General features: G+C 68.7%; 23 protein-coding genes. 12 read left to right on the top strand and 11 right to left on the bottom strand.

Annotation, left to right across the window (positions count from 1 at the left end; genetic code table 11):
- Positions 1 to 54: 54 nt before the first annotated feature.
- The 5 genes from EPL03_RS04960 to EPL03_RS04940 all read left to right on the top strand — a co-directional run bounded on the left by EPL03_RS04960 (position 55) and on the right by EPL03_RS04940 (position 5,490).
- Positions 55 to 1,044: an ABC transporter permease gene (locus EPL03_RS04960; RefSeq protein WP_135828213.1), complete on the top strand. Its 990-nt coding sequence runs from the start codon at positions 55 to 57 to the stop codon at positions 1,042 to 1,044.
- Positions 1,041 to 2,114, top strand: a complete 1,074-nt coding sequence (locus EPL03_RS04955; protein ID WP_135828212.1) for an ABC transporter permease — start codon at positions 1,041 to 1,043, stop codon at positions 2,112 to 2,114. Before EPL03_RS04960 ends, EPL03_RS04955 begins: the two co-directional genes overlap by 4 nt.
- Positions 2,114 to 3,394 carry an ABC transporter ATP-binding protein gene (locus EPL03_RS04950; protein ID WP_135828211.1) on the top strand — a complete coding sequence of 427 codons (1,281 nt, stop codon included), beginning with the start codon at positions 2,114 to 2,116 and terminating at the stop codon, positions 3,392 to 3,394. The genes EPL03_RS04955 and EPL03_RS04950 overlap by 1 nt, the downstream gene beginning before the upstream one ends.
- Complete coding sequence (locus tag EPL03_RS04945) at positions 3,387 to 4,445, top strand: ABC transporter ATP-binding protein (RefSeq protein WP_135828210.1); 1,059 nt, start codon at positions 3,387 to 3,389, stop codon at positions 4,443 to 4,445. Before EPL03_RS04950 ends, EPL03_RS04945 begins: the two co-directional genes overlap by 8 nt.
- Positions 4,446 to 4,536: 91 nt before the next feature.
- Positions 4,537 to 5,490: a zinc-dependent metalloprotease gene (locus EPL03_RS04940; protein WP_135828209.1), complete on the top strand. Its 954-nt coding sequence runs from the start codon at positions 4,537 to 4,539 to the stop codon at positions 5,488 to 5,490.
- A 19-nt stretch (positions 5,491 to 5,509) separates the two neighbouring features.
- Here EPL03_RS04940 and EPL03_RS04935 read toward each other — a convergent pair whose 3' ends face one another.
- The 3 genes from EPL03_RS04935 to EPL03_RS04930 form a co-directional block, all read right to left on the bottom strand.
- Positions 5,510 to 5,707, bottom strand: coding sequence for a hypothetical protein (locus EPL03_RS04935; RefSeq protein ID WP_135828208.1), 198 nt, complete (start codon positions 5,705 to 5,707; stop codon positions 5,510 to 5,512).
- Positions 5,708 to 5,709: 2 nt separating this feature from the next.
- The gene (locus EPL03_RS19780; RefSeq protein ID WP_168216181.1) at positions 5,710 to 5,877 is read right to left on the bottom strand and encodes a hypothetical protein; all 168 of its coding nucleotides are present in this window, start codon (positions 5,875 to 5,877) and stop codon (positions 5,710 to 5,712) included.
- A 98-nt stretch (positions 5,878 to 5,975) separates the two neighbouring features.
- Positions 5,976 to 6,527, bottom strand: coding sequence for a hypothetical protein (locus EPL03_RS04930; protein ID WP_135828207.1), 552 nt, complete (start codon positions 6,525 to 6,527; stop codon positions 5,976 to 5,978).
- A 57-nt stretch (positions 6,528 to 6,584) separates the two neighbouring features.
- Between EPL03_RS04930 and EPL03_RS04925 the strand changes: the two genes are divergently transcribed.
- Complete coding sequence (locus EPL03_RS04925) at positions 6,585 to 6,947, top strand: hypothetical protein (protein ID WP_135828206.1); 363 nt, start codon at positions 6,585 to 6,587, stop codon at positions 6,945 to 6,947.
- 245 nt (positions 6,948 to 7,192) lie between these two features.
- Here the strand turns inward: EPL03_RS04925 and EPL03_RS04920 are convergent, their stop codons facing one another.
- Positions 7,193 to 7,726: a cob(I)yrinic acid a,c-diamide adenosyltransferase gene (locus EPL03_RS04920; RefSeq protein ID WP_135828205.1), complete on the bottom strand. Its 534-nt coding sequence runs from the start codon at positions 7,724 to 7,726 to the stop codon at positions 7,193 to 7,195.
- Positions 7,727 to 7,776: 50 nt separating this feature from the next.
- Positions 7,777 to 8,016: a glutaredoxin family protein gene (locus tag EPL03_RS04915; protein ID WP_135828204.1), complete on the bottom strand. Its 240-nt coding sequence runs from the start codon at positions 8,014 to 8,016 to the stop codon at positions 7,777 to 7,779.
- Positions 8,017 to 8,148: 132 nt separating this feature from the next.
- Here EPL03_RS04915 and EPL03_RS19775 point away from each other — a divergent pair, with 132 nt between their 5' ends.
- Positions 8,149 to 8,316, top strand: coding sequence for a DUF7838 family putative zinc beta-ribbon protein (locus EPL03_RS19775; protein ID WP_168216180.1), 168 nt, complete (start codon positions 8,149 to 8,151; stop codon positions 8,314 to 8,316).
- Between the two features lie 20 nt (positions 8,317 to 8,336).
- Here EPL03_RS19775 and EPL03_RS04910 read toward each other — a convergent pair whose 3' ends face one another.
- Positions 8,337 to 9,140 (bottom strand): DUF7260 family protein, encoded by an 804-nt coding sequence (locus EPL03_RS04910; RefSeq protein WP_135828203.1) that lies wholly within the window; start codon positions 9,138 to 9,140, stop codon positions 8,337 to 8,339.
- 313 nt (positions 9,141 to 9,453) lie between these two features.
- Here EPL03_RS04910 and thrS point away from each other — a divergent pair, with 313 nt between their 5' ends.
- From thrS to EPL03_RS04895, 3 genes are all read left to right on the top strand, one after another.
- Positions 9,454 to 11,382, top strand: a complete 1,929-nt coding sequence (gene thrS / locus EPL03_RS04905; protein WP_135828202.1) for a threonine--tRNA ligase — start codon at positions 9,454 to 9,456, stop codon at positions 11,380 to 11,382.
- Between the two features lie 52 nt (positions 11,383 to 11,434).
- Positions 11,435 to 11,944, top strand: a complete 510-nt coding sequence (locus EPL03_RS04900) for a DUF3592 domain-containing protein (protein ID WP_135828201.1) — start codon at positions 11,435 to 11,437, stop codon at positions 11,942 to 11,944.
- Between the two features lie 63 nt (positions 11,945 to 12,007).
- Positions 12,008 to 12,364: a response regulator gene (locus EPL03_RS04895; RefSeq protein WP_135828200.1), complete on the top strand. Its 357-nt coding sequence runs from the start codon at positions 12,008 to 12,010 to the stop codon at positions 12,362 to 12,364.
- Positions 12,365 to 12,383: 19 nt separating this feature from the next.
- Here EPL03_RS04895 and gcvPB read toward each other — a convergent pair whose 3' ends face one another.
- Positions 12,384 to 13,856, bottom strand: coding sequence for an aminomethyl-transferring glycine dehydrogenase subunit GcvPB (gene gcvPB, locus EPL03_RS04890; RefSeq protein ID WP_135828199.1), 1,473 nt, complete (start codon positions 13,854 to 13,856; stop codon positions 12,384 to 12,386).
- Position 13,857: 1 nt separating this feature from the next.
- Positions 13,858 to 15,201: an aminomethyl-transferring glycine dehydrogenase subunit GcvPA gene (gene gcvPA / locus EPL03_RS04885; protein ID WP_135828198.1), complete on the bottom strand. Its 1,344-nt coding sequence runs from the start codon at positions 15,199 to 15,201 to the stop codon at positions 13,858 to 13,860.
- A gap of 120 nt (positions 15,202 to 15,321) precedes the next feature.
- On the opposite strand from gcvPA, the gene EPL03_RS04880 reads away from it, so the two are divergent.
- Entirely contained in the window at positions 15,322 to 17,478 is a 2,157-nt protein-coding gene (locus tag EPL03_RS04880; RefSeq protein WP_135828197.1) for a hypothetical protein, read from the top strand.
- Between the two features lies 1 nt (position 17,479).
- Here the strand turns inward: EPL03_RS04880 and EPL03_RS20610 are convergent, their stop codons facing one another.
- Entirely contained in the window at positions 17,480 to 17,605 is a 126-nt protein-coding gene (locus EPL03_RS20610; protein WP_280178826.1) for a hypothetical protein, read from the bottom strand.
- Between the two features lie 236 nt (positions 17,606 to 17,841).
- Here EPL03_RS20610 and EPL03_RS04875 point away from each other — a divergent pair, with 236 nt between their 5' ends.
- Positions 17,842 to 18,594, top strand: a complete 753-nt coding sequence (locus tag EPL03_RS04875; protein ID WP_135828196.1) for a DUF7504 family protein — start codon at positions 17,842 to 17,844, stop codon at positions 18,592 to 18,594.
- Between the two features lie 90 nt (positions 18,595 to 18,684).
- On the opposite strand, the gene gcvH is transcribed toward EPL03_RS04875, so the two are convergent.
- Positions 18,685 to 19,068, bottom strand: coding sequence for a glycine cleavage system protein GcvH (gene gcvH, locus EPL03_RS04870; protein ID WP_135828195.1), 384 nt, complete (start codon positions 19,066 to 19,068; stop codon positions 18,685 to 18,687).
- Positions 19,065 to 20,162 (bottom strand): glycine cleavage system aminomethyltransferase GcvT, encoded by a 1,098-nt coding sequence (gene gcvT, locus EPL03_RS04865; protein ID WP_135828194.1) that lies wholly within the window; start codon positions 20,160 to 20,162, stop codon positions 19,065 to 19,067. The genes gcvH and gcvT overlap by 4 nt, the downstream gene beginning before the upstream one ends.
- Positions 20,163 to 20,317 lie beyond the last annotated feature (155 nt).

The raw sequence follows: 20,317 nt of genomic DNA, 5'->3' as shown, positions 1-20,317 counted from the left end.
GTACCTCCGACACTACGGCTTTTTTGTAGCTGCGTTACAGAGTGGCGCACAAGCATGTCGATGGGGCGGTTTCTGCTCAGGCGAATCCTGCAGGGCGTGTTCGTGATCTGGGGCGTCGTGACCGTGGTGTTCATGCTGCGGTTCGTGACGCCGGGCGACCCGATCACGTTCATCGCGCCGCTGGACGCCGGGCCGGAGGTTCGGGCGAACATCGCACAGGAACTCGGGCTCGACCAACCGTTGTACGTCCAGTACTTCGATTATCTGGTCGAGCTGCTGCAGGGGGAGATGGGCTACTCGTTCATCAACGGCACGCCGGCCGCCGCCCGAATCTTCAACCGGCTGCCCGCGACGCTGGAGCTGGCGGTCGCCGCGAGCGTCGTGGCCATCGTCATCTCCATCCCGCTGGGCGTCATCAGCGCGACCAGACGCCACGAGCCGGCCGACTACGCCGCGACCACGTTCTCGCTGGTCGGCATCTCGACGCCCAACTTCTGGCTGGGCATCATGCTGGTGTTGCTGCTCGGCGTGGGGCTGGAAGTGTTCCCGACCAGCCGGCGACCGATCGGACTCCTGCCCGCGCTCGAACTGCTGTTTACCGACCTCGACCCCGGCGGCCTCCGGACGTGGCTGTGGCACATCACGCTCCCGGCGGTCACGCTCGGGACGTACTTCACCGCGCTCATCACCCGCCTGACACGGAGCGGGATGCTCGACGAACTCGGAAAGAGCTACGTCCAGGCCTCCCGCGCGAAGGGGCTGCCCGAGACGCTGGTCCGGTACAAGCACGTCCTCCGGAACACGCTGATTCCGGTCATCACGGTGCTCGGCCTCCAGCTCGGGACGCTCATCGGCGGCGCGGTCATCACCGAGGCGGTGTTCAACTGGCCCGGCCTCGGTACGGTGGTCATCAACGCCATCAACGACCGCGACTGGGTGCTGATACAGGGGTCGCTGGTGGTCATCGGAGCCGGGTTCGTGATACTCAACATCGCGGTCGACGCGACCTACGCGTACATCAACCCGCAGGTGAGAGGCGAATGATAACCGAACTGCTGGCCAGGTTGCTCGGCGTCGCGGGACGTGCCCTTCCGGGGAGTTTCTCCCCGCGAACCGTTCGGAACCTCCGCAAGGAGTTCCGCAACAGCCTGCTCGCCAAACTCGGCGTGGTGCTCATCGCCGCCGTCATCCTCGTGGCGGCGTTCGCGCCGATACTCGCGCCCCACAACCCCACGACCCAGAACCTCGACCAGTCGAACCTGCCGCCCGTGGGCTTCAGCGCCGAGACCACCGAGACCTCCTCGGAGATGGTCAACGGGAGCATCGAAATCGTCAACGAGACGGTCTACGTCGAGGCCGACCCCTCCCACCCGCTCGGGACCGACTCGCTGGGACGGGACATGCTCTCGCGGGTCATCTACGGCGCGCGGACCTCGATGCTGGTCGGACTGCTCGGGACCAGTATCGCAGTGTTGCTCGGCGTGTCGGTCGGGCTGGCGGCGGGCTACTACGGCGGGAAGGTCGACGACGCGCTGATGCGGAGCGCCGACGTGATGCTGGCGTTCCCGTCGCTGGTGCTGGCGGTCGCGCTGGTCGGACTGTTCGGCAAGGCGTCGATACCGATTCCCGACCCGCTGGTGATCGCCGGACTCGAATCCGGGATGCCCGAGACGTTCGCGTTGCCCGGGACGGTCGTGCTCGTCGTGGGGCTGGTCAACTGGGTGTGGTTCGCCCGGGTCGCGCGCGGCGAGGCGCTGTCCATCGAGGGCGAGGAGTACGTCAAGGCCGCGCGGTCGGTGGGCGCAGGCGACGGGTTCATCATCCGCAAGCACGTCCTGCCCAACAGCGTGACCCCCATCCTCGTGTTGGCGACCATCCAGATCGCCGCCATCATCCTGCTCGAATCCTCGCTGTCGTTCCTCGGGTTCTCCGGGACGACTCTCTCGTGGGGCTTCGACATCGCACAGGGTCGGGACTATCTGGCGACCGCGTGGTGGATATCCACCATGCCCGGCATCGCCATCGTGCTGACGGTCATCGGCATCAACCTCGTGGGTGACTGGCTCAGGGACGCCCTGGACCCCGGTATCGAGGGCGAGGGAGGTGGCGTCTGATGGCCGACGACGCACGCGACCTGCTCCGGGTTCGGGACCTCTCGACCCGATTCTTCACCGAGGAGGGGCAGGTCAACGCGGTCGAGTCGGTCGACTTCGACGTGCGGGACGGCGAGGTGTTCGGCATCGTGGGCGAGTCCGGGTCGGGCAAGAGCGTGACCGCGCTGTCGGTCGTCGACCTCGTGGAGTCGCCCGGCCGGGTCACCAGCGGCGAGGTGTGGTACCGCAACCCCGACCTCGCCGAGGAGGTCGACGACCCCGAGGCGGTCGACGGCGACTTCGTGGACGTGCGCGGGGTGTCAGAGAGCGTCCGACGGGCGCTCCGTGGGCCGTCGTTCAGCATGATATTCCAGGACCCGATGAGCAGTCTCAACCCGTCGCTGACGGTGGGCGAGCAGATAGCCGAGGCGGTCGAGGTCCAGCGCCGGGCGCGGGCCAACCCGCGCTCGACCCGGTCGCGAACCCAGGGGTACGGACTGTTCGACATGCTGTCGAGCACCGTGTTGCCCTCCCGGAAGTACGTCACCGAGGAGAGCCGCGACCGGGCCGTCGAGTTGCTCGAACAGGTCGGCATCCCCGACCCGGCCGACCGAGCCGACGAGTACCCCCACCAGTTCTCGGGCGGAATGTTACAGCGCGCGATGATAGCCCAGGCGCTGGCGGGCGAGCCGGACCTGCTCATCGCCGACGAGCCGACCACCGCGCTCGACGTGACCATCCAGGCCCAGATTCTGGACCTGCTCAAGGACCTGCAGGCCGAGACCGGCATGAGCATCGTGATGATAACCCACAACCTCGGCGTCATCGCCCGGATGTGCGACCGGGTGGGCGTGATGTACGCGGGCGAGGTCGTCGAGCGCGGCACGCTCGGGGACGTGTTCGACGACCCGGTCCACCCGTACACGCAGGGGCTGCTCGGGTCGATTCCGGACCTCGACGACCCCGCCGCCCGGCTCCAGCCCATCGAGGGCAACGTGCCGGACCTCTACGACAGCGAGATGGGCGACCGCTGTTACTTCGCCGACCGGTGCCCGTACGCGATGGAGGAGTGTCTGAGCCACCCGCCGGAGTTCGACGCCGACGCGGCTCCGACGGGCTCGCCGGACGGAGCCGCCGACCCGGGCGACCCCGTCGAGTCCAAGGTCGACGCGGGCCACCACGGCGTGCGCTGCGTCCTCGCCGACCACGAGTACGACGAGTCGCAGGCGCTTCCCGAGGGCTACTTCGTGGAACGGCCCGACGCTGCCGGCGACGCCGAGGGGGTGAACGCCGATGACTGACGACCCGCTCGTCCGCGTCGAGGACCTCCAAAAATACTACTTCGAGCAGGACAACCTGCTCGACAGACTGCTGGGCAACGAGCCCGAGAGCGTGCAGGCGGTCGACGGCGTGAGCTTCGACGTCCGGGAGGGCGAGACGCTGGGCCTCGTGGGCGAGTCGGGGTGTGGCAAGTCCACCACCGGCGAGACCCTGCTGCGGCTCCGCGAGCCGACCGGCGGCGCGGTCGAGTTCGACGGCCAGAACGTGTTCGAGACCGACGACCTCAACGAGTTCCGCAAGCGCGCGCAAGTCGTCTTTCAGGACCCCTTCTCCAGTCTCGACCCCCGGATGACCGCCGGCCAGATAATCCGCGAACCGCTGGACGTCCACGGCGTCGGCACCGAGGCCGAGCGCCGCGAGCGCGTCGAAGAGTTGCTCGAACGCGTGGGACTGTCGGCCGGCCAGGTCGACCGCTACCCACACGAGTTTTCGGGCGGCCAGCGCCAGCGGGTCGGCATCGCGCGGGCCCTGGCGCTCGAACCGGACTTCATCGTCTGCGACGAGCCGGTGTCGGCGCTGGACGTGAGCGTGCAGGCCCAGATTCTCAACCTGCTCGACGACCTCCAGGCGGAGTTCGGGCTGACCTACCTCTTCATCGCCCACGACCTGAGCGTGGTCCGGCACATCTCCGACCGGGTCGCGGTGATGTACCTGGGCGAGATCGTCGAGTTCGGGCCCACCGAGGAGATATTCGAGAACCCCAGCCACCCGTACACCGAGGCGCTGCTGGAGAGCGTGCCGCGCGCCGACACCAGCGAGCAGGGCCGGGACGTCGGGACGCTGTCGGGCGACGTGCCCTCGCCGCGAGACCCGCCCTCGGGCTGTCGGTTCCACACCCGGTGTCCGTACGCCCGCGAGGCCTGCCGGGCCGAGACGCCCGCCGACTACGAACTCGACGCGGCCGGCGACCACCGGTCGGCCTGCTTCCGGCAGGTCGACGACCACGAGTACTGGGAGAGCCCGCCCCTCGACGACGGGACGCGGGCGGTCGAGGGGACCGCCGACGACTGAAGTCCGTCGAGGGACCGCCGCCGACCGAGGCTCGGCGAGGCTGCGACGGACCGGCAGAAGGATTTTGACCGCTCGGCTCCAACTCGACCCCGTGAGTCTCTATCGCAGCGTCAGGGCTATCGCCGACGCGTCCGGCGACGGGCCAATCGACTGGCGAGCAGTCGGCGAGGCGGCCACGGCGGCGACCGACCCGGGTCCGCTCGACCTCTCGGCCAGCGAGCGCGAGGGCTACGCGGCCGACGTGCGCGACGCCCGCGCCCGCGTCCGCGAGGTGTCGGGTTCGGAGTTCGACGTCCCCGAGACCATCGAAGTGCAGAACCGCCACCACTGGATAGACGCCAACGTCGACACGTTCCGGCGCGTGATGAAGCCGGTCGAGGAGTACGGCCCGGTGGTGATGCCCGGGGTCGCCCGCACCATCAACACCGGCACGATGTCGGTGATGCTGTCGGTGCTGGCGAACAACGTCCTCGGCCAGTACGACCCGCTGTTGCTCGCCGACGGCGACGAACACGCCCTCTACTTCGTCCGGCCGAACATCGACCGCATCGCCCGCGAGCTCGACGTCGACTACGACCGGTTCCGGCGCTGGATAGCGTTCCACGAGGTGACCCACGCCGCCGAGTTCGGCGCGGCCCCGTGGCTGTCCGGGCACCTCGAATCCCGAATGGAGGACGGCATCGAGGCGCTGGCGCGGGGCAGCCTCGACCGCGAGGCGTTCCGCGAGCTCGACGCCGCCATGACGGCGGTCGAGGGGTACGCCGAACTCCTGATGGACGGCGCGTTCGACGACGAGTACGCCGACCTCCGCCGGAAGATGGAGGCCCGGCGACGCGGCGGCGACCCGCTCTCGCAGCTGGTCCGGCGACTGCTGGGCCTCGGGCTGAAGCGCCGCCAGTACGAGCGGGGCAAGGCATTTTTCGACGCGGTCGCGGCCGAGCGCGGCATCGAGGGCGCGAGCGCGGTGTGGGACCGCCCGGAGAACCTGCCGACCGACGAGGAGATAGCCGACCCGGCGAAGTGGCTGGCGCGCGTGCGTCCCTGAGAGCGACGACGAAACGGACTCACGCGATTCTGACGAGATAGGCCAACAGCACCGCCCCGACCGCAAGCCCCGCGACCACGGCCGCCGCAATCTGGGCCGGGGAGCCGCCGCCGGACAGGGTGACCAGCCCGGCCGACGCGCCCACCAGCGCCACGACGGCGGCCTTGAGCCGGTTCATCGACGACCGTTGTTCCGCCTCGGATGCAGGCCCGACCATCGTCAGAGGTCGCGCGGCGCGCCGTCGGGTTCGGTGGCCGAATCGGAGCCCGCGAGTCGGTGGCTCGGACCGAACTGCACCACGGCCGCGCGCTCGACCGGGGCCGATTCGAGGGAATCGCCGTCCCGGACCGTGCCGGGGTGCGACTCGACGCTCTGGGTCGGATTCATGCACGAGTCGTGGCGGCGGACGCGCTTAAACGTGGTCGGTTCGGAACGCGACGGCGTCGAGTCGGGGCGTCGGATGCCTCGCGGTCGCTCCCGGCCCGCTACTGGAAGCCCCGGCCCACGTCGTCGGCGTCGACGAGGTCGTCGAGTTCCGCGTCGAGCAACTCTTCGGCCTCCTCGAACCGGTCGGAGAGTTCGTCGGTGGCGGCCGGCCGGTCGTACCGGTCGAAGTCGATGGGGCCGAACGCCGGGGTGTCCATCGCGTCCATCAGGTCCTCGAAGAAAGCGTCGGGCGTGGTCGGCGCGTCGGCGTGGGCCTTCACGACCGCCTCGACGTTGCGGGCGGTCTCCTCGGCGTCGTCCTCGTCGTCGGGCGGTTGCTGGACAGCGAACCGGCCCTCCGCGCCGTCGTCGGGCAGGAACGAGCCGATTTCGTCGTCGAGTTTGCGCGCGACTCGCGTGCCCACGCCCTTGACGTCGTAGGGATTCTTGGCGTAGGTCTTGAGCAGGAAGACCCCGCCGCGCGGGTGGCCGACGTAGAGGTCCTCGCCGACGCCGCCCGAGCGCTTGCCGCCGACCGCGCGCCAGCCGTCGGGGTCGACGTCCTGCTCGACCACGTCCTCGACGATGTCCGTCCACTCGCGTACCCGCATGCTTAGATGCCTCAAGCCGCTGGGAGGGAATTAACGTGTCGGTCTCGGCGACCTGACGTGGTCGGTGTTTCGGGAGTTGCTGTTGTGGATGGCGTTGCGGTCGCAGTGGCGGCTGCTGGTGTGGTTGCGGATGGCGTTGCTGTTGCGGATAGCGTTGCTGTTGCGGTAGCGGACGCGGTCGCGGTTCTCATTGGCTCAAGAGTAACGGCGATCGCAGGTACTGTTGCGGTTGCCGTCGCGGTTGCGGTTGCCGTCGCGGTTGCGGTTGCTGTTATGGTCACGGTCGCGGTGGCCGTTGCGGTCGCAGTTGCTGGTACGGTGGCGGTTCTCACGGATTCAAGACGAGTTACGGTCGCTGATGCGGTGGCGCATCCGGTCACGGTCGACACTGATTCGGGGACGACCGCGAACGCGGTGTAGAAAGCCCCCGCCCGCTCTCGGTCGCTCAGCGACATATCCGACGGACGTAGTTGCGTCGGATAGTGGTCGCTGAGACGACCACGGGCCTGCGGCCCGAGAGCGGGCAGCCCCTTTCAGTCCCACCCGGCGTTGGTCGAGTCGGCGCGGAATTCCGTGGTCGGTGGAGAAGGCGCGGAATCAGTGATTGGTCGAGACGGCTCGAAACCCGTGTTGGCGGTGAGCCCGCCGAAAAGGGAGCAGTCCCGTCAGTACGTCGGCGACTCCTCGGGCACGTCCTCGCGCTGGTTGACCACGCGGCCGAACACGAACAGCGCGTCCGACAGCCGATTCAGGTAGGTGACCGCCGCGTCGTTGATGTCCTCCTCGGCTTCGAGCGCGACCGCGCGGCGCTCGGCCCGCCGGCAGACCGTCCGGGCGTGGTGGAGCGACGCGCCGGCCTCGCTGCCGCCGGGCAGGATGAACGACTGGAGCGGTTCGAGTTCGTCGTCGTAGCCGTCCATCCACGCTTCGAGTTGCTCGACGTGGTTCTCGCCCACCGCCGGGTCGTCCTCGTCGGGGTCCGGATTGGCGAAGTCGGCCTGCACGACGTGGAGGTGGTTCTGGACCTGCCGGAGGTGGTCGTCGACGTCGTCGTGGCCGCTCGGTCGAATCCGTCCGACGAGCGCGTTGAGTTCGTCGACCGTGCCGTACGCCTCGATGCGCGGGCTGGCCTTCGACACGCGGGACATGTCCCGGAGGTCGGTCTGGCCCTCGTCGCCTCGTCCGGTGTATATCTTCATGCCCGGGCCTTCCGGCCCGCGCCCCTTAACTCCCGGCCCGAACGCCCGGGTCACGCGAGCGACGTCTCGACGTACTCGACGATGTTGTCGCTCTCGCCCATGGTGACGCCCCGCTCGTCGTCGACGAGGACCGGGACCGAGCGCTGGCCGCTGACGCGCTTGACCTCGTCACGCGTCGAGTGGAGCGCCTCGACCCACTCGGTCTCGTACTCGACGCCGTGGTCGTCGAGCGCGGCTTCGACGTTCTCGCAGTACGGACAGCCGTCGAGCGCGTAGAGAGTGATGGACACGTCCGAACGGTCGGGCGCGACCGCCAAGAAGGTAGCGTCCGCCGGATACTTCGGTTTGATACACCGAAATGGGGTTTATCGCGGGCGGCCCGAACCAGTATCCTCAAATGCGCGCCGCGACGACGTTCGAACATGGCCCAGGAACTCGACCGCGAGTGTCCCCAGTGTGGCACCGAGCGGACGTTCTACCGGACTGCGAGCACGAACCTCCACCTCGGACTGAAGACCAAGTGGAGCTGTCCGGAGTGTGACTACCGGTTCGTGCGCATCGACGGCGACATCGACTCCGCGACGGCCTGACCGACGTTCTCGCGAGCCCGCTACGCTCGGCGGGTGAGGTGGTCGCGGACGGCCCGCTGGCACGCCTCGCACACCGCGTCGAACCGCACCGCAGTCGACAGCACCGGGTAGGTGGTCGGTAGGTCCTCGTAGAGGTAGCCGGCCAGCGACCGATGGACGAGCCCGGCCGCCCCCTCGTAGGACGTGGTGGCGTGCAAGACCTCCTGGCGCTCGCGGGCGACCGCCTCGCAACGGGCCCGGTAGTCGTCGAGCACCCCGTGGCGCTCCCTGAGGGCCTCGAACCCGAGCGCCGAGAGTGGGGTCTCGTCGGCCTCGACCAGCCAGTCGGCCATCGACTCGAACGCGTCGAGGGCCGCGTCGAGCGACTCCGCCTCGCGGGCGAGCGCCCGGTCCATCGCCCGGAGTTCGGCCCGGCGCTGTTCGACCGACGAGAGGATGGCCCGCTTCAGGTCGGCGGTGAACCGCCCCCGCGTCGCCGGCGCGACCGCGGTCGCGATCTCCTCGCCGAGTTCCGTGCCGATGGTCTCGACGAGCGGTTCCGACCCGCCGACGTCGGCGAGGCTGTACGGCCGCACCGTCTCGGCGAAGAGGTCCCGGACTCGGTCGAGCCGGTCGGGTCCCGCGACGCTGTGCTGGAACGCGCCGGTGACGAGACCGGCGTCGCCGGCGGTGCGGGACGACGCCGCCGACGCGACCGGCGAAACCGGGTCGAGGTCGCGCACGCCCGCCTCGAACCGGTCGAACGCGGACAGCTCGTCGGCGACGTGTTCCTGCTCGGCGTCGACCCGGTCGATGGCGTCGTGAACGCGTGTGGTGACAGCCATAGTCGGCGGCCGACACTACCTCGACCGCGGCCGACGCCGACCCGGCGGCGTCGACCGCTCGGCGTTCGGCCGCGCGTGCGGCGGGTGTACGACTGGTCGGCCCTCCGTGCGGGAGGGCTGGGTGGTGGCGTCGGGCATGTGTTTTAGGTTAGCCTAAAAGATTATAACCGCTTTGGTTCCGGCGAGACGGACGGCAGTCGACGTCCTCCGGCCGGTCCGCGGTTGTCCGCCCGCCGGCGAGACCGTCGACGCCCGGCCCGGGATAACTCGCGCTTAGAAAGGGTTATCACTCGACCGGGACCGTACAGGAAACATGAGCACCATCACGGTCACCCTCCCGGACGGCTCCGAGCTGGAGCTACAGGAGGGGGCAACGGTCGAGGACGCAGCGTACGAGATCGGGCCCGGCCTCGGCCGGGACACCGTCGCCGGCGTCGTGGACGGCGACCTCGTGGACAGGGCCAGCGAGCTCCACGAGGGCGCGACCCTCGAAATCGTCACGCCCTCCAGCGACGAGTACCTCGACGTGTTGCGCCACTCGGCGGCCCACGTGTTCGCGCAGGCGCTCGAGCGGCTCTATCCCGAGGCGAAGCTGACCATCGGGCCGTGGACCGACGAGGGGTTCTACTATGACGTCTACGGCGTCGAACTGGACGAGGACGACCTCGACGCCATCGAGGAGGAGGCCTACGACGTCATCGAGGAGGACCTCACCCTCGAGCGGTTCGAGCGCTCGCGCGAGGAGGCGTTCGAGGCCTACGAGGACAACCCGTTCAAGCGCGAGATTCTGGACGACGAGGCCGCCGACGCCGAGTCGGTCTCGTTCTACCAGCAGGGCGAGTTCGAGGACCTCTGCAAGGGCCCCCACGTCGAGTCGACCGGCGAGATCGGCGGGTTCGCGCTGCTGTCGATCTCGGGCGCGTACTGGCGGGGCGACGAGGACAACGAGATGCTGACGCGGGTGTACGGCACCGCCTTCGAGAGCGAGGACGAGTTGGAGGCGTTCCTCGAACGCCGCCGGGAGGCCGAGGAGCGCGACCACCGCAAGCTCGGTCGGGAGATGGACCTGTTCTCCATCCCGGACCACTCGCCGGGGACGCCCCACTACCACCCGAACGGGATGACCATCCGGCGCGAACTGGAGGACTACATCCGGACGAAAAACGACGAGTTGGGCTACGACGAGGTGTGGACGCCCGAACTCAACAAGGCCGACCTCTGGAAGCCCACCGGTCACTACGACACGTTCAAGGAAGCGGGCGAGATGTTCGCGTGGATGCAGGACGACACCGAGTACGGCCTCAAGCCGATGAACTGCGCGAACCACGCCCACGTCTACGACGACCACCAGTTCTCCTACCGGGACCTTCCGGTTCGCTACTCGGAGTTCGGCACCGTCTACCGCAACGAGCAGTCGGGCGAACTCTCGGGCCTCCTGCGGGTCCGGGGTATGACTCAGGACGACGGCCACGCGTTCATCCGCCCCGACCAGATCAACGAGGAAATCGTGCGCACGCTCGGCGTCATCGACGACATCTACGGCCACTTCGACCTCGACGTCCAGTACAAACTGGAGACGAAAGGCGACGACGCGGTCGGCGGCGACGACATCTGGGAACAGGCCACGAGCGCGCTGAAGGACGCCCTCGCCTCGGAGGGGCTGGAGTACGACGTCGAGGCGGGCGAGGCCGCCTTCTACGGCCCGAAAATCGGCATCAACGCGGTCGACGCCATCGGCCGCGAGTGGACCATCGGCACGGTCCAGGTCGACTTCAACATCCCCGAGCGCCTCGATTTGACGTACGTCGGCGAGGACAACGAGGAACACCGCCCGGTGATGGTCCACCGCGCGCTGCTGGGGTCGTTCGAGCGGTTCATGGGCGTCATCATCGAACACTTCAAGGGTCGGTTCCCGACGTGGCTCGCGCCCGAGCAGGTCCGCATCCTGCCCGTGAGCGACGACAACCTCGGCTACGCCAAACAGCTCAAGAACCGGTATCTCGGCGACTTCCGCGTCGAAATCGAGGACCGGTCGTGGACGGTCGGCAAGAAGATACAGCAGGCCCACGACGACAACGTCCCCTACATGCTGGTCGTGGGCGACGACGAGGAGGCGGCCGGCACCGTCTCGGTCCGGGACCGACAGGAGCGCGAGCGCGACGACGTCGCGGTCGAGGCGTTCGCCGACCACCTCCGCGAGGAGATTTCGGAGAAGGCGACCCAGCCGACGCTCCTCGACTAGGTCCGCGCGACCAATCAGCAGAGTTAACAAGTTCTTCCCGGTACGCGGGTCCATGCCCCGCGATTCCGGTATCACTATCGGCGGACGGAGTCTGAGCGCGGTGTCGCTCCGGAGGTCCCTCCTCGTCGTGCTGGTCGGCCTCGGAGCCGGCGGGTTCGGCGTCTACGACTACGTCCAGCAGAATCAGGCGGTCGAGAACGCCGTCGAGGTCGACGCCACCGTGGTCGAGACCGGCGTCGACGCCTCGTCGTCCAGACGCGGCGGGCCGGACTACAGCCCGGAAGCCACCTTCGAGTACAGCTATCAGGGCGAGTCGTACACCGGAAACAGCGTCTTCCCGGGGTCGATAACCAAGGACTACGACACCCGGTCGGCGGCCGAATCGGTGCTGGAGGACTATCAGGCCGGCGAGACGGTCGCCGCGTACGTCGACCCGAACTCGCCGAGCGACGCCTTCCTCGTGAACGAGACGTCGAACAGCCCGCTGTTTTTCACCGCCATCGGCGGCCTGTTCGTGCTGGTCGGCGGATACTCGGCGCTCAGGTCGCTCGTCGGCCGGTGAGCGCGTCGAGTCGCACCTCCGGCAGATATTTAACGAGTTCAACCCTCCAGCACCATATCGACGATGGCCCCCGAGTTGTTGATAGTGGACGACAGCGACTTTCAGCGGACGATGATACGGCAGGGCGTCGAGAGCGGGTTCGACGTCGTGGCCGAGGCCGGGAACGGCGTCGAGGCCGTTGAACTGTTCGAGCGCCACGCGCCCGACGCGGTCACGATGGACATCATGATGCCCGAGATGGACGGCGTCGAGGCGACCACCGAGATAAAGTCCGCCGACCGCCCGCCGGCTGTCGTAATGGTGACCAGCGTCGACCAGGAGGAGAAGATGAAACAGGCGGTCCAGGCGGGCGCGGACAGCTACGTCACCAAGCCGTTCGACCCCGAAGACGTACTCGCGGGGCTTCGAAGCGTCCTCTGAGTCGGAGCGCCGCCCGCGTTCACTCGTCGTCGAGCGCCTGCCACGACAGCCGGAGGTCCCGCGCCGCGCTGGTCTGGTCGATGCGCCGGGCCGTGGTGCGGTTCGGGGCGTCCTCGATGGTCGCGTCGTCCTCCGCGAGGACCCGATTGAAGGCGTCGGCCAGCTGGTCGAGCGTGTCCTTGCCCTCTATCTCGGTGGGTTCGGTCATCAGCGCCTCGGAGACGATCTCGGGCCACTTGGTCGTGGGCGGGTGGACGCCGTAGTCGAGCATGCGCTTTGCCACGTCGGCGGCGTCCTGGTCGCCCGCGCTGGCGACGAACTCGTGGTGGAACGGCTCGAAGGGAACCTCGTACTCTATCCGCTCGGCGAGGTAGTTGGCATTGAGGACGGCCTTCGCGGAGGCGTCCCGGAGGCCGTCGTCGCCCAGCCGGGCGATGTAGGCGTAGGCCTTGACGAGGACGAGCCAGTTGCCCTCGAACCCGTGGACCTTCCCGACCGTGTGTTCGGGGTCGAACAGCTCGTACACGCCGTCCGTTCCTCGCCCTTCGCCCTCGTCGCGCCCGACCTCGCGGACGCGGGGCGCGGGCAGGAACTCGGCGAGTTCGTCGGTGACCCCCACCGGTCCCGCGCCCGGTCCGCCGCCGCCGTGGGGCGTGGCGAACGTCTTGTGGACGTTGTAGTGCATGATGTCGAAGCCCATGTCGCCCGGTCGGGCCCGGCCCAGCAGGGCGTTGAGGTTCGCGCCGTCGTAGTAGAGCAGCCCGCCCGCGTTGTGGATTATCTCGGCGATGGCCTCGATGTCGCGCTCGAACAGCCCGAGCGTGTTCGGGTTGGTGAGCATGAACAGCGCGGTGCGGTCGCTCGCGGCGGCTTCGAGCGCTTCGAGGTCGACCCGGCCGTCCTCGCCCGAGGGGAGTTCCACCACGTCGTAGCCACCGAGCGCGGCGCTGGCGAAGTTGGTGCCGTGGGCGCTGTCGGGCACGATTATCTCGTCGCGCCGGTCGCCCTCGCCGTGGTGCTCGTGGTAGGCCCTGGCGACGAGGATGCCCGTGAACTCGCCGGCCGCGCCGGCCGGCGGCTGGAGGCTCACGGCGTCCATCCCGCCGATGCGCGCGAGGTAGTCCTGCAGGCCGTGGAGCAGCCCGAGCGTGCCCTGGACGCTGCGGTCCGACCGGGCGGGGTGGACGGCGGCGTCGCCGAGCGCGGCCACGTCCTCGGTGAACTTGGGGTTGTACTTCATCGTACAGCTCCCGAGCGGGTACGGCCCCGAGTCGACCCCGTAGTTCATCTGGGAGAGCCGGGTGTAGTGGCGCGCGAGCTCCGGTTCCGAGAGGTCCGGGAGTTCGAGGCTGTCGCGGGTCAACTCGTCGGGCAGGGGCGACTCGACGGCGACCTCGTCGGTGTGCTTCTCGTCGAGCAGGGGTTCGTACTGGTCGTCCTGAGACCGTTCAGCGTCGCCATCCTGCGTCCAGCGGGCCTGGTCGTAGCGCATCTCAGGCCACCTCCTCGACGGCCGCGACGAGGTCGTCGACGGCGTGGCGGTTGGCGTCGGTGACACAGACCTGCACCTCGTGGTCGCCGACCGCGTGGACCGCGAACCCCTCGGCTTCGAGGTCGCGGGCGACCGCGTGCGCGGGCCGGTCGGTGCGGGCCACGAACTCCCGGACGTGGTGGCGGTCGTGGACCGGCGCGCCGACGCCGTCGACCGCGTCGAGTCGGTCGGCGAGGTCGCTCGCGAGGCGCACGCAGTCGTTGGCGAGGTCGACGAGGCCGTCGGGACCGAGCGACGCCACGTGGATGGCGGTCCGGAGCGCGACCCACGCCTGATTCGTGCAGATGTTGCTGGTTGCGCGCTCGCGCCGGATGTGCTGTTCGCGGGTCTGGAGCGTCAGGGTGTAGGCCCGGCGGTCGGCGTCGTCCTGGCTCGCGCCGACGAGCCGGCCGGGGACCTGCCGGACGAATTCCTCCCGGCAGGCGAACAGGCCCAGCCCCATGCCGTAGGCGGTCGGCAAGCCGAGGGTCGCGGCGTCGCCGACGACCACGTCCGCGCCGACGGATTCGGGTTCTTCGAGCACCGACAGCGCGACCGGGTCCGAGCCGAGACAGAACAGCGCGCCGTGGTCGTCGGCGAGGTCGCCCACGGCCCCGAGGTGTTCCTCGACGGTGCCCAGCGTGGTCGGGTTCTCGGCGTACACCAGCACGGCGTCGTCGTCGATTGTCCCGGCGAGCGCCTCGGGGTCGACGTTGCCGTCGTCGGTGGCGTACGTCTCCACGGCGAGGCCCGCGCCGTCGACGTAGTTGTCGAGGACGTCCCGGCGGGCCTCGAGCAGGTAGTCGGGCACCAGCACGCGGTCGCCGTCGGTCGACCGCACGCGGGCCGCGAGCAGGGCCGCCTCCGCGAGCGCGGTGGCGTGGTCGTACATCGAGGCGTTGACGACCTCGAGCCCGGTCAGCTCGACCAGCATCGACTGGTACTCGAACAGCGCCTGCAGGAATCCCTGCGTGATTTCGGGCTGGTACTGGGTGTAGGAGGTCAGAAACTCCGAGCGCTGGGAGATGTGGTCGACCAGCGAGGGCACGTAGTGGTCGTAGTGGCCCCGCCCGAGGAACTCGGTCAGGTCCTCGTTGCGCGCCAGCAGGTCCCGGACGTGGCGCTCGGCTCGCTGCTCGGTTCGTGCCTCGATGCCGAACTCGCCGTCGAACGCCACCGACTCCGGGATGTCGAACAGTTCGGTCACGTCGTCCGCGCCGACGGCCGACAGCATCGCTTCGGTCTCCGCGGCGGTGTGTGGTGCGTACGGGCTCCCTCCGGCCCCTGACTCGTGTCCTCCGCTCATGTGCCCGGGCCTACGGAGTGGACCGTTTTAACGTAGGGGTATTCGCGCTCGGAGCCGTCGTCACAGGATTTTTACTGACAGACTGCGAGGATTTCGCACGACGACCATCACACGACTCTCATGTCTCTGAATCCGAACTTCGAGCCGCTGTCCGACCCGACGGGACTGGACGTCATCGACCCGGTCGAGACCCGGCACGTCTCGTTGCTGACCGACCGACCCGTCCACCCGACGCCGACCGACCCCGACGCGTTCGCGTTTCCGGTCTCGACCGCGTGTCGCATCTCGGTCGCGCGGCTCGGGCTCCGGTACATGACGCCCGTGGACGTCCGCGAGCCCAACGGTGACCCGCGCGCGTCGGTCGACAGCCCGACGACCCACCGGCTCGCGGACGGCGACCACCTGCTCGAACTCCACTCGCCCATCAAGCTCTACCTGCGGGTCTCGGGCGCGGGCGAGATAACGGTCACGACCGAGGCGGTCCGGTTCGAGTTCGACGGCGAGACGGCCGTCGAGGTGGGCGCGCGGTCGTACCACAGCGCGCCCGGGGAGACCGTCACGGTGCCCGACGACCCGGAGGCGATGATGGCGGCGGCGTCGACGTTCGGGTCGGCGCTCAAGACCACCTCGCCCGAGCGGGCGTGGCCGACGCTCCGGGGCCACCCGCCCGAGATAGCCCGCGGCGACGAGCTCTCGATTCCCGACGGCCTCGACGCGCCCGACACGGGCATCCGCGTCGCGGTCCCGTCCGAGTACTGGGCGGTGTACGCGGTCGCGCCGCTGGCGTACTATCTCGGCGCGGACGTGGTGCCGGGCGACCGCGGGGCGGTCCTGACCGACGACGGGGTCGCGCGCTCGCTGGGCGACGAGCCCGAAGCGGTGGCCGACGCCGTGGCGGCGACGCTCAAGCGCGTGTTCTTCCTGGACTGCGTGGTCCGGACCGAGGGGCTGTACCCCGACGACCTCCACGAGCGCGACGTGCTCGAATCCCGCGTCGACCTCGACCTCGCGGGGCTGTACGACGCGCCCCCGGCCGAGCGGCTCGACCGCTACCTCGCGGTCGACGACGAGGCGGTCGCCGCCGTCGAGTCGCCGTGGCACCGGGTCACCCACGTCGAGCCGACGGCCGACGCCGTCGAGTTGCTCCCCTACGCGGTCAACGACCTGTCGCTGGTCCGTCCGGAGGTCGCGATCGACGAGGCCCCGCCCGTGACCGACGCCCAGCGCGAACTCGACGAGGAGCTCGACCAGTTCCTGCGGGGGCCGTCGCGGGCCGAGGCGACGGCCGACGGCTTCACCCGGTCGGCGGGACCGCTCCAGCGGACGACCGAGGAGGGCAACCGGAACGCGACGCGGGGCACGCCCGACCTCGACGAGTACGTCTCGCTGCCGGAGGTCGACGCGCTCGAACAGGCGTGGGTCGGCGAGGGCACGCCGCTCCGGGGCACCAAGCTGGTCCGCGAGGCGTTCGTCCACGAGACGCCCGAGCCCTCCGACGGCACCATCGACGTGACCGTGGTGTGCAACGACGACGAGATGCGCGAGGAGTGGGACTCGGTCGGCGAGATTTACGCCAGCCGCGAGGACGTCCGGGTCGACGTGACCAGCGAGTCGGGCGTCTCGACGGACCAACTCCGCGGGTTGCTCACCCGGGACTGTGACCTGTTCCACTTCATCGGCCACATCGACGGCGCGGGCTTCCAGTGTTCGGACGGCGTGCTCGACGCCGGCGCGCTCGACTCGACCGGTGCGACGACCGCGCTCCTCAACGGCTGTCGGTCCCACGACCAGGGAATCGACCTCGTGAAGGCCGGCGCGAACGCCGCCATCGTGAGCCTGTCGGACCTGTTCAACGAGGGCGCGGTCGAGGTGGGCCGGACCGTGGCGCGACTGCTTCACCACGGGTTCGACGTGGGCGCGACGATGAAAATCGTCCGGGAGTACACCTCCATCGGGAATCGGTACGCGGTCGTCGGCGACCCGGGCACGATAATCGTCGAGAACGAGGGGATATTCCCGGTGCTATTCAATATACTAGACGAAAGCGAGGAAACAGTGACCCTCGAACCACGTTCGCACCCGGTTCGAGACAACGGTATGGGGTCGATGTACAAACCAATCGTGACGGTGATGGACGAGTTCCACATCATCGGCGGGCCACCGATTCGGCTGACGCTCACGTACGACGAATTTCAGGGCGCTATAGACGGCCCTCCGGAGCCATTAATCGTGGATAGAAATCTGGTTTGGAGCGACCTCTGGTTCGGCCAGCAGTAGACTACGGCCCGGTTTTCCCGCAGTGACAACCGTTCACCTCGATGCCTGCCTTCGTCACGATAATCATCCCGACCCACATCGCGTTCACGACCGCCGGCCGTTGTAACACCCTTTCGAGAATTTCCATACAATCAACCACCATCAATGTCGTTATATATGAAAATATTTTTATTTTTCTAAATATATTTGAGTATATAAGTGAGTGAAAAGGAACGACAGTCCGTCTCAACAAGTGTTTCTCGGGGCGGGCGACTCGGCTCGACCGAACTCCCTCGGGGCATCTCCGGTCGTCGCGTTGGTGGCCCATTCGTCAAGGAAAATTTTTATTCCCCCTCGTTAGAAATAACCAGGGTACGAGAGTCAATGGCACCCCCGAACCCGGACGCCCCCGCGGACGACCCCGGCGGAGTCGACGAGGGCCTCGAGGACTTCGTGAGGCTGTTAGACCGACTGAAGTCGACCGGCTGTTCCATACTCGTCACGGGCGACGTTCCCCGAGAGCTCTTCACCCGCGCGAGCGCGAAGCTCCTGGGCGCGGACGAGGAGCTCCGGTATCGGGTCCTCGCGGTGACCGACGCGACCGCCGAGAGCATCGCCGGGCGACTCCCCGACCCGGACGTGACGCCTCGCCCGCTCACCGAGACCACGCACGTCCTCAACCACGCCGGGACGCTCCGGTCGGTCACCGCCGCCACCAGCACCCGGACGCCGCCGAAGCTGGCCGGCGTGACCGAGACCCGCATCGTCGACCCCGAACTGGCGGGGCTGCGGTCCGCGCTCTTCGAGGCCATCGACGACTTCGCTGCGGGCGCGACCACCGTCTCCCCGGGTGACGTCCGCGTCGGCATCGACTCGCTCGAACCGCTCATCGAGTTCTACGGCGTCGAGCAGGTCCGGGAGTGTCTGGGGGCCGTCGGGCGATACGTCCGCACCCACGACGCGATGGCCCACTTCGTGTTGCCCGCGCCCTGCGGGAGCGAGGCGGCGACGCAACTCGCGGCCGAGGTCGACGCGGTCGTGGAACTGCGGCTCGCCGAGTCGACCGACGACCGGACGGCCGAACAGCGCTGGCACGTCCCCGACCGGGACCTCCGGACCGACTGGGTGCCGCTCTGAGCGCGGGGGTCCCGACCGGACGGCCGGCACGCCGCTGGCGCTGCGACAGGCGGGGCAGGCCGGTGTCTCGGGGCTCGACGCCGGGCGCTTCTACTCGATCTGGTCGCGGTACTCCTCGGCCGACAGCAGGTCGTCGAGTTCGCTCTCGTCGTCGAGGTCGACCGCCAGCATCCAGCCGTCGCCGAACGGGTCGTCGTTGACGAGTTCGGGCTGGTCGCCGAGCGCGTCGTTGACGTCGACGACGGTGCCGCTCACCGGCGAGTAGAGGTCCGAGACCGCCTTGATGGACTCGACCACGCCGAACTCCTCGTCGGCGGCGAGGTCGTCGCCCTCGTCGGGGAGTTCGACGAACACCACGTCGCCGAGTTCGTCCTGCGCGAAGTCGGAGATGCCGATTCTGGCGGTGTCCGCGTCCGTCGTTACCCACTCGTGCGATTCCAGATACCTGCGGTCGTCGGGCACTTCGAAGCTCATTGGTCCTCACTCTCGAATGGCGTGCTCGCTATCTTTGCCTTTTTCGACTGACCGCGGATGACGACCCGGACGGTCGTCCCGGGGTCGGCGTACTCGACTGGGACGTAGCCCAGCGCGATGGGTTCGTCCAGCGTCGGGCTCATGGTGCCGCTGGTGACCTGCCCGATGACGTCCTCGTCGTCGTCCGTGATGTCGTACCCGTGGCGCGGGACGCCGCGGTCGACCAGCTTGAGGCCGACGAACGCCTCGTCGCGGCCCTCCTCGGCGACTCGTTCGAGCGCGTCGCGGCCGACGAACTCGGTGTCGAGCTTCACGGTAAAGCCCACGCCCGCCTCGTAGGGGTTGCGGGGGTTGTCCTCGGCGTCGAAGTCCTGGCCCGAGAGCAGGAACCCCTGCTCCAGCCGGAGGGTGTCGCGCGCCCCGAGGCCGCAGGGCTGGCAGTCGAACAGGTCCCATATCGCTCGGGCGTGCTCGACCGGGACCATCAGCTCGAACCCGGCCTCGCCGGTGTAGCCCGTGCGAGCGGTCCAGCAGTCGGCGGGGCCGAACTCGACGAACGCCGCCTCGAAGGACGACAGGCCGGACACCGACTCCTCGGCGGCCTCGGCCACGAGGTCCGGCGCGTCGGGGCCCTGCACCGCGAACATGGCGTAGTCCTCGGTGGCGTTGGTCACCTCGGCGTCGAGTCCCCACTCGTCGCGGTGGTCGACCCACCGGTCGTACGTCTCGGCGTCGTGGCCCGCGTTCGGGACGAAGACGAACGTCGCCTCGGCGTCCTCGGGGAGCCGGTAGACCACGGTGTCGTCCAGAATCGCGCCGCTCTCGTCGGTTATCATCGAGTACTGGGAGTCGCCGGCGTCCAGTGCGGTCACGTCGTTGGTGGTGAGCTGCTGGGTCAGCGCCTCGGCGTCCGGGCCCGACACCTCGATCTGACCCATGTGGGACACGTCGAAGATGCCGGCCGACTCCCGGACGGCGTCGTGTTCGGCCGTGATGGAGTCGAACTCGACGGGCATCTCCCACCCGCCGAACTCGGTGAACGTCGCTCCCTCGGCGTCGTGGGCGTCTCGCAGCGGCGGCTTCCGAAGGCTCATGTCCGGGGATTCGGGTCCCGGCACGTAATGGTTTGTCTTCCGGAGGGCCACTCCTCGGAGACGCAGGTGAAGCTGGGTCAGGCGACGCCGACCGCGCCCGGCGCGCGCTGGCGGGCCCACGCGTCTTCCTGAGCGACGTGAAGTGTCGCAACTCG

This window comes from Halorussus halobius (assembly GCF_004765805.1).
Lineage (GTDB): Archaea > Halobacteriota > Halobacteria > Halobacteriales > Haladaptataceae > Halorussus > Halorussus halobius.
Note: the sequence above shows the minus strand (reverse complement) of the source record. Positions and strands in the feature narration are given on the sequence as shown.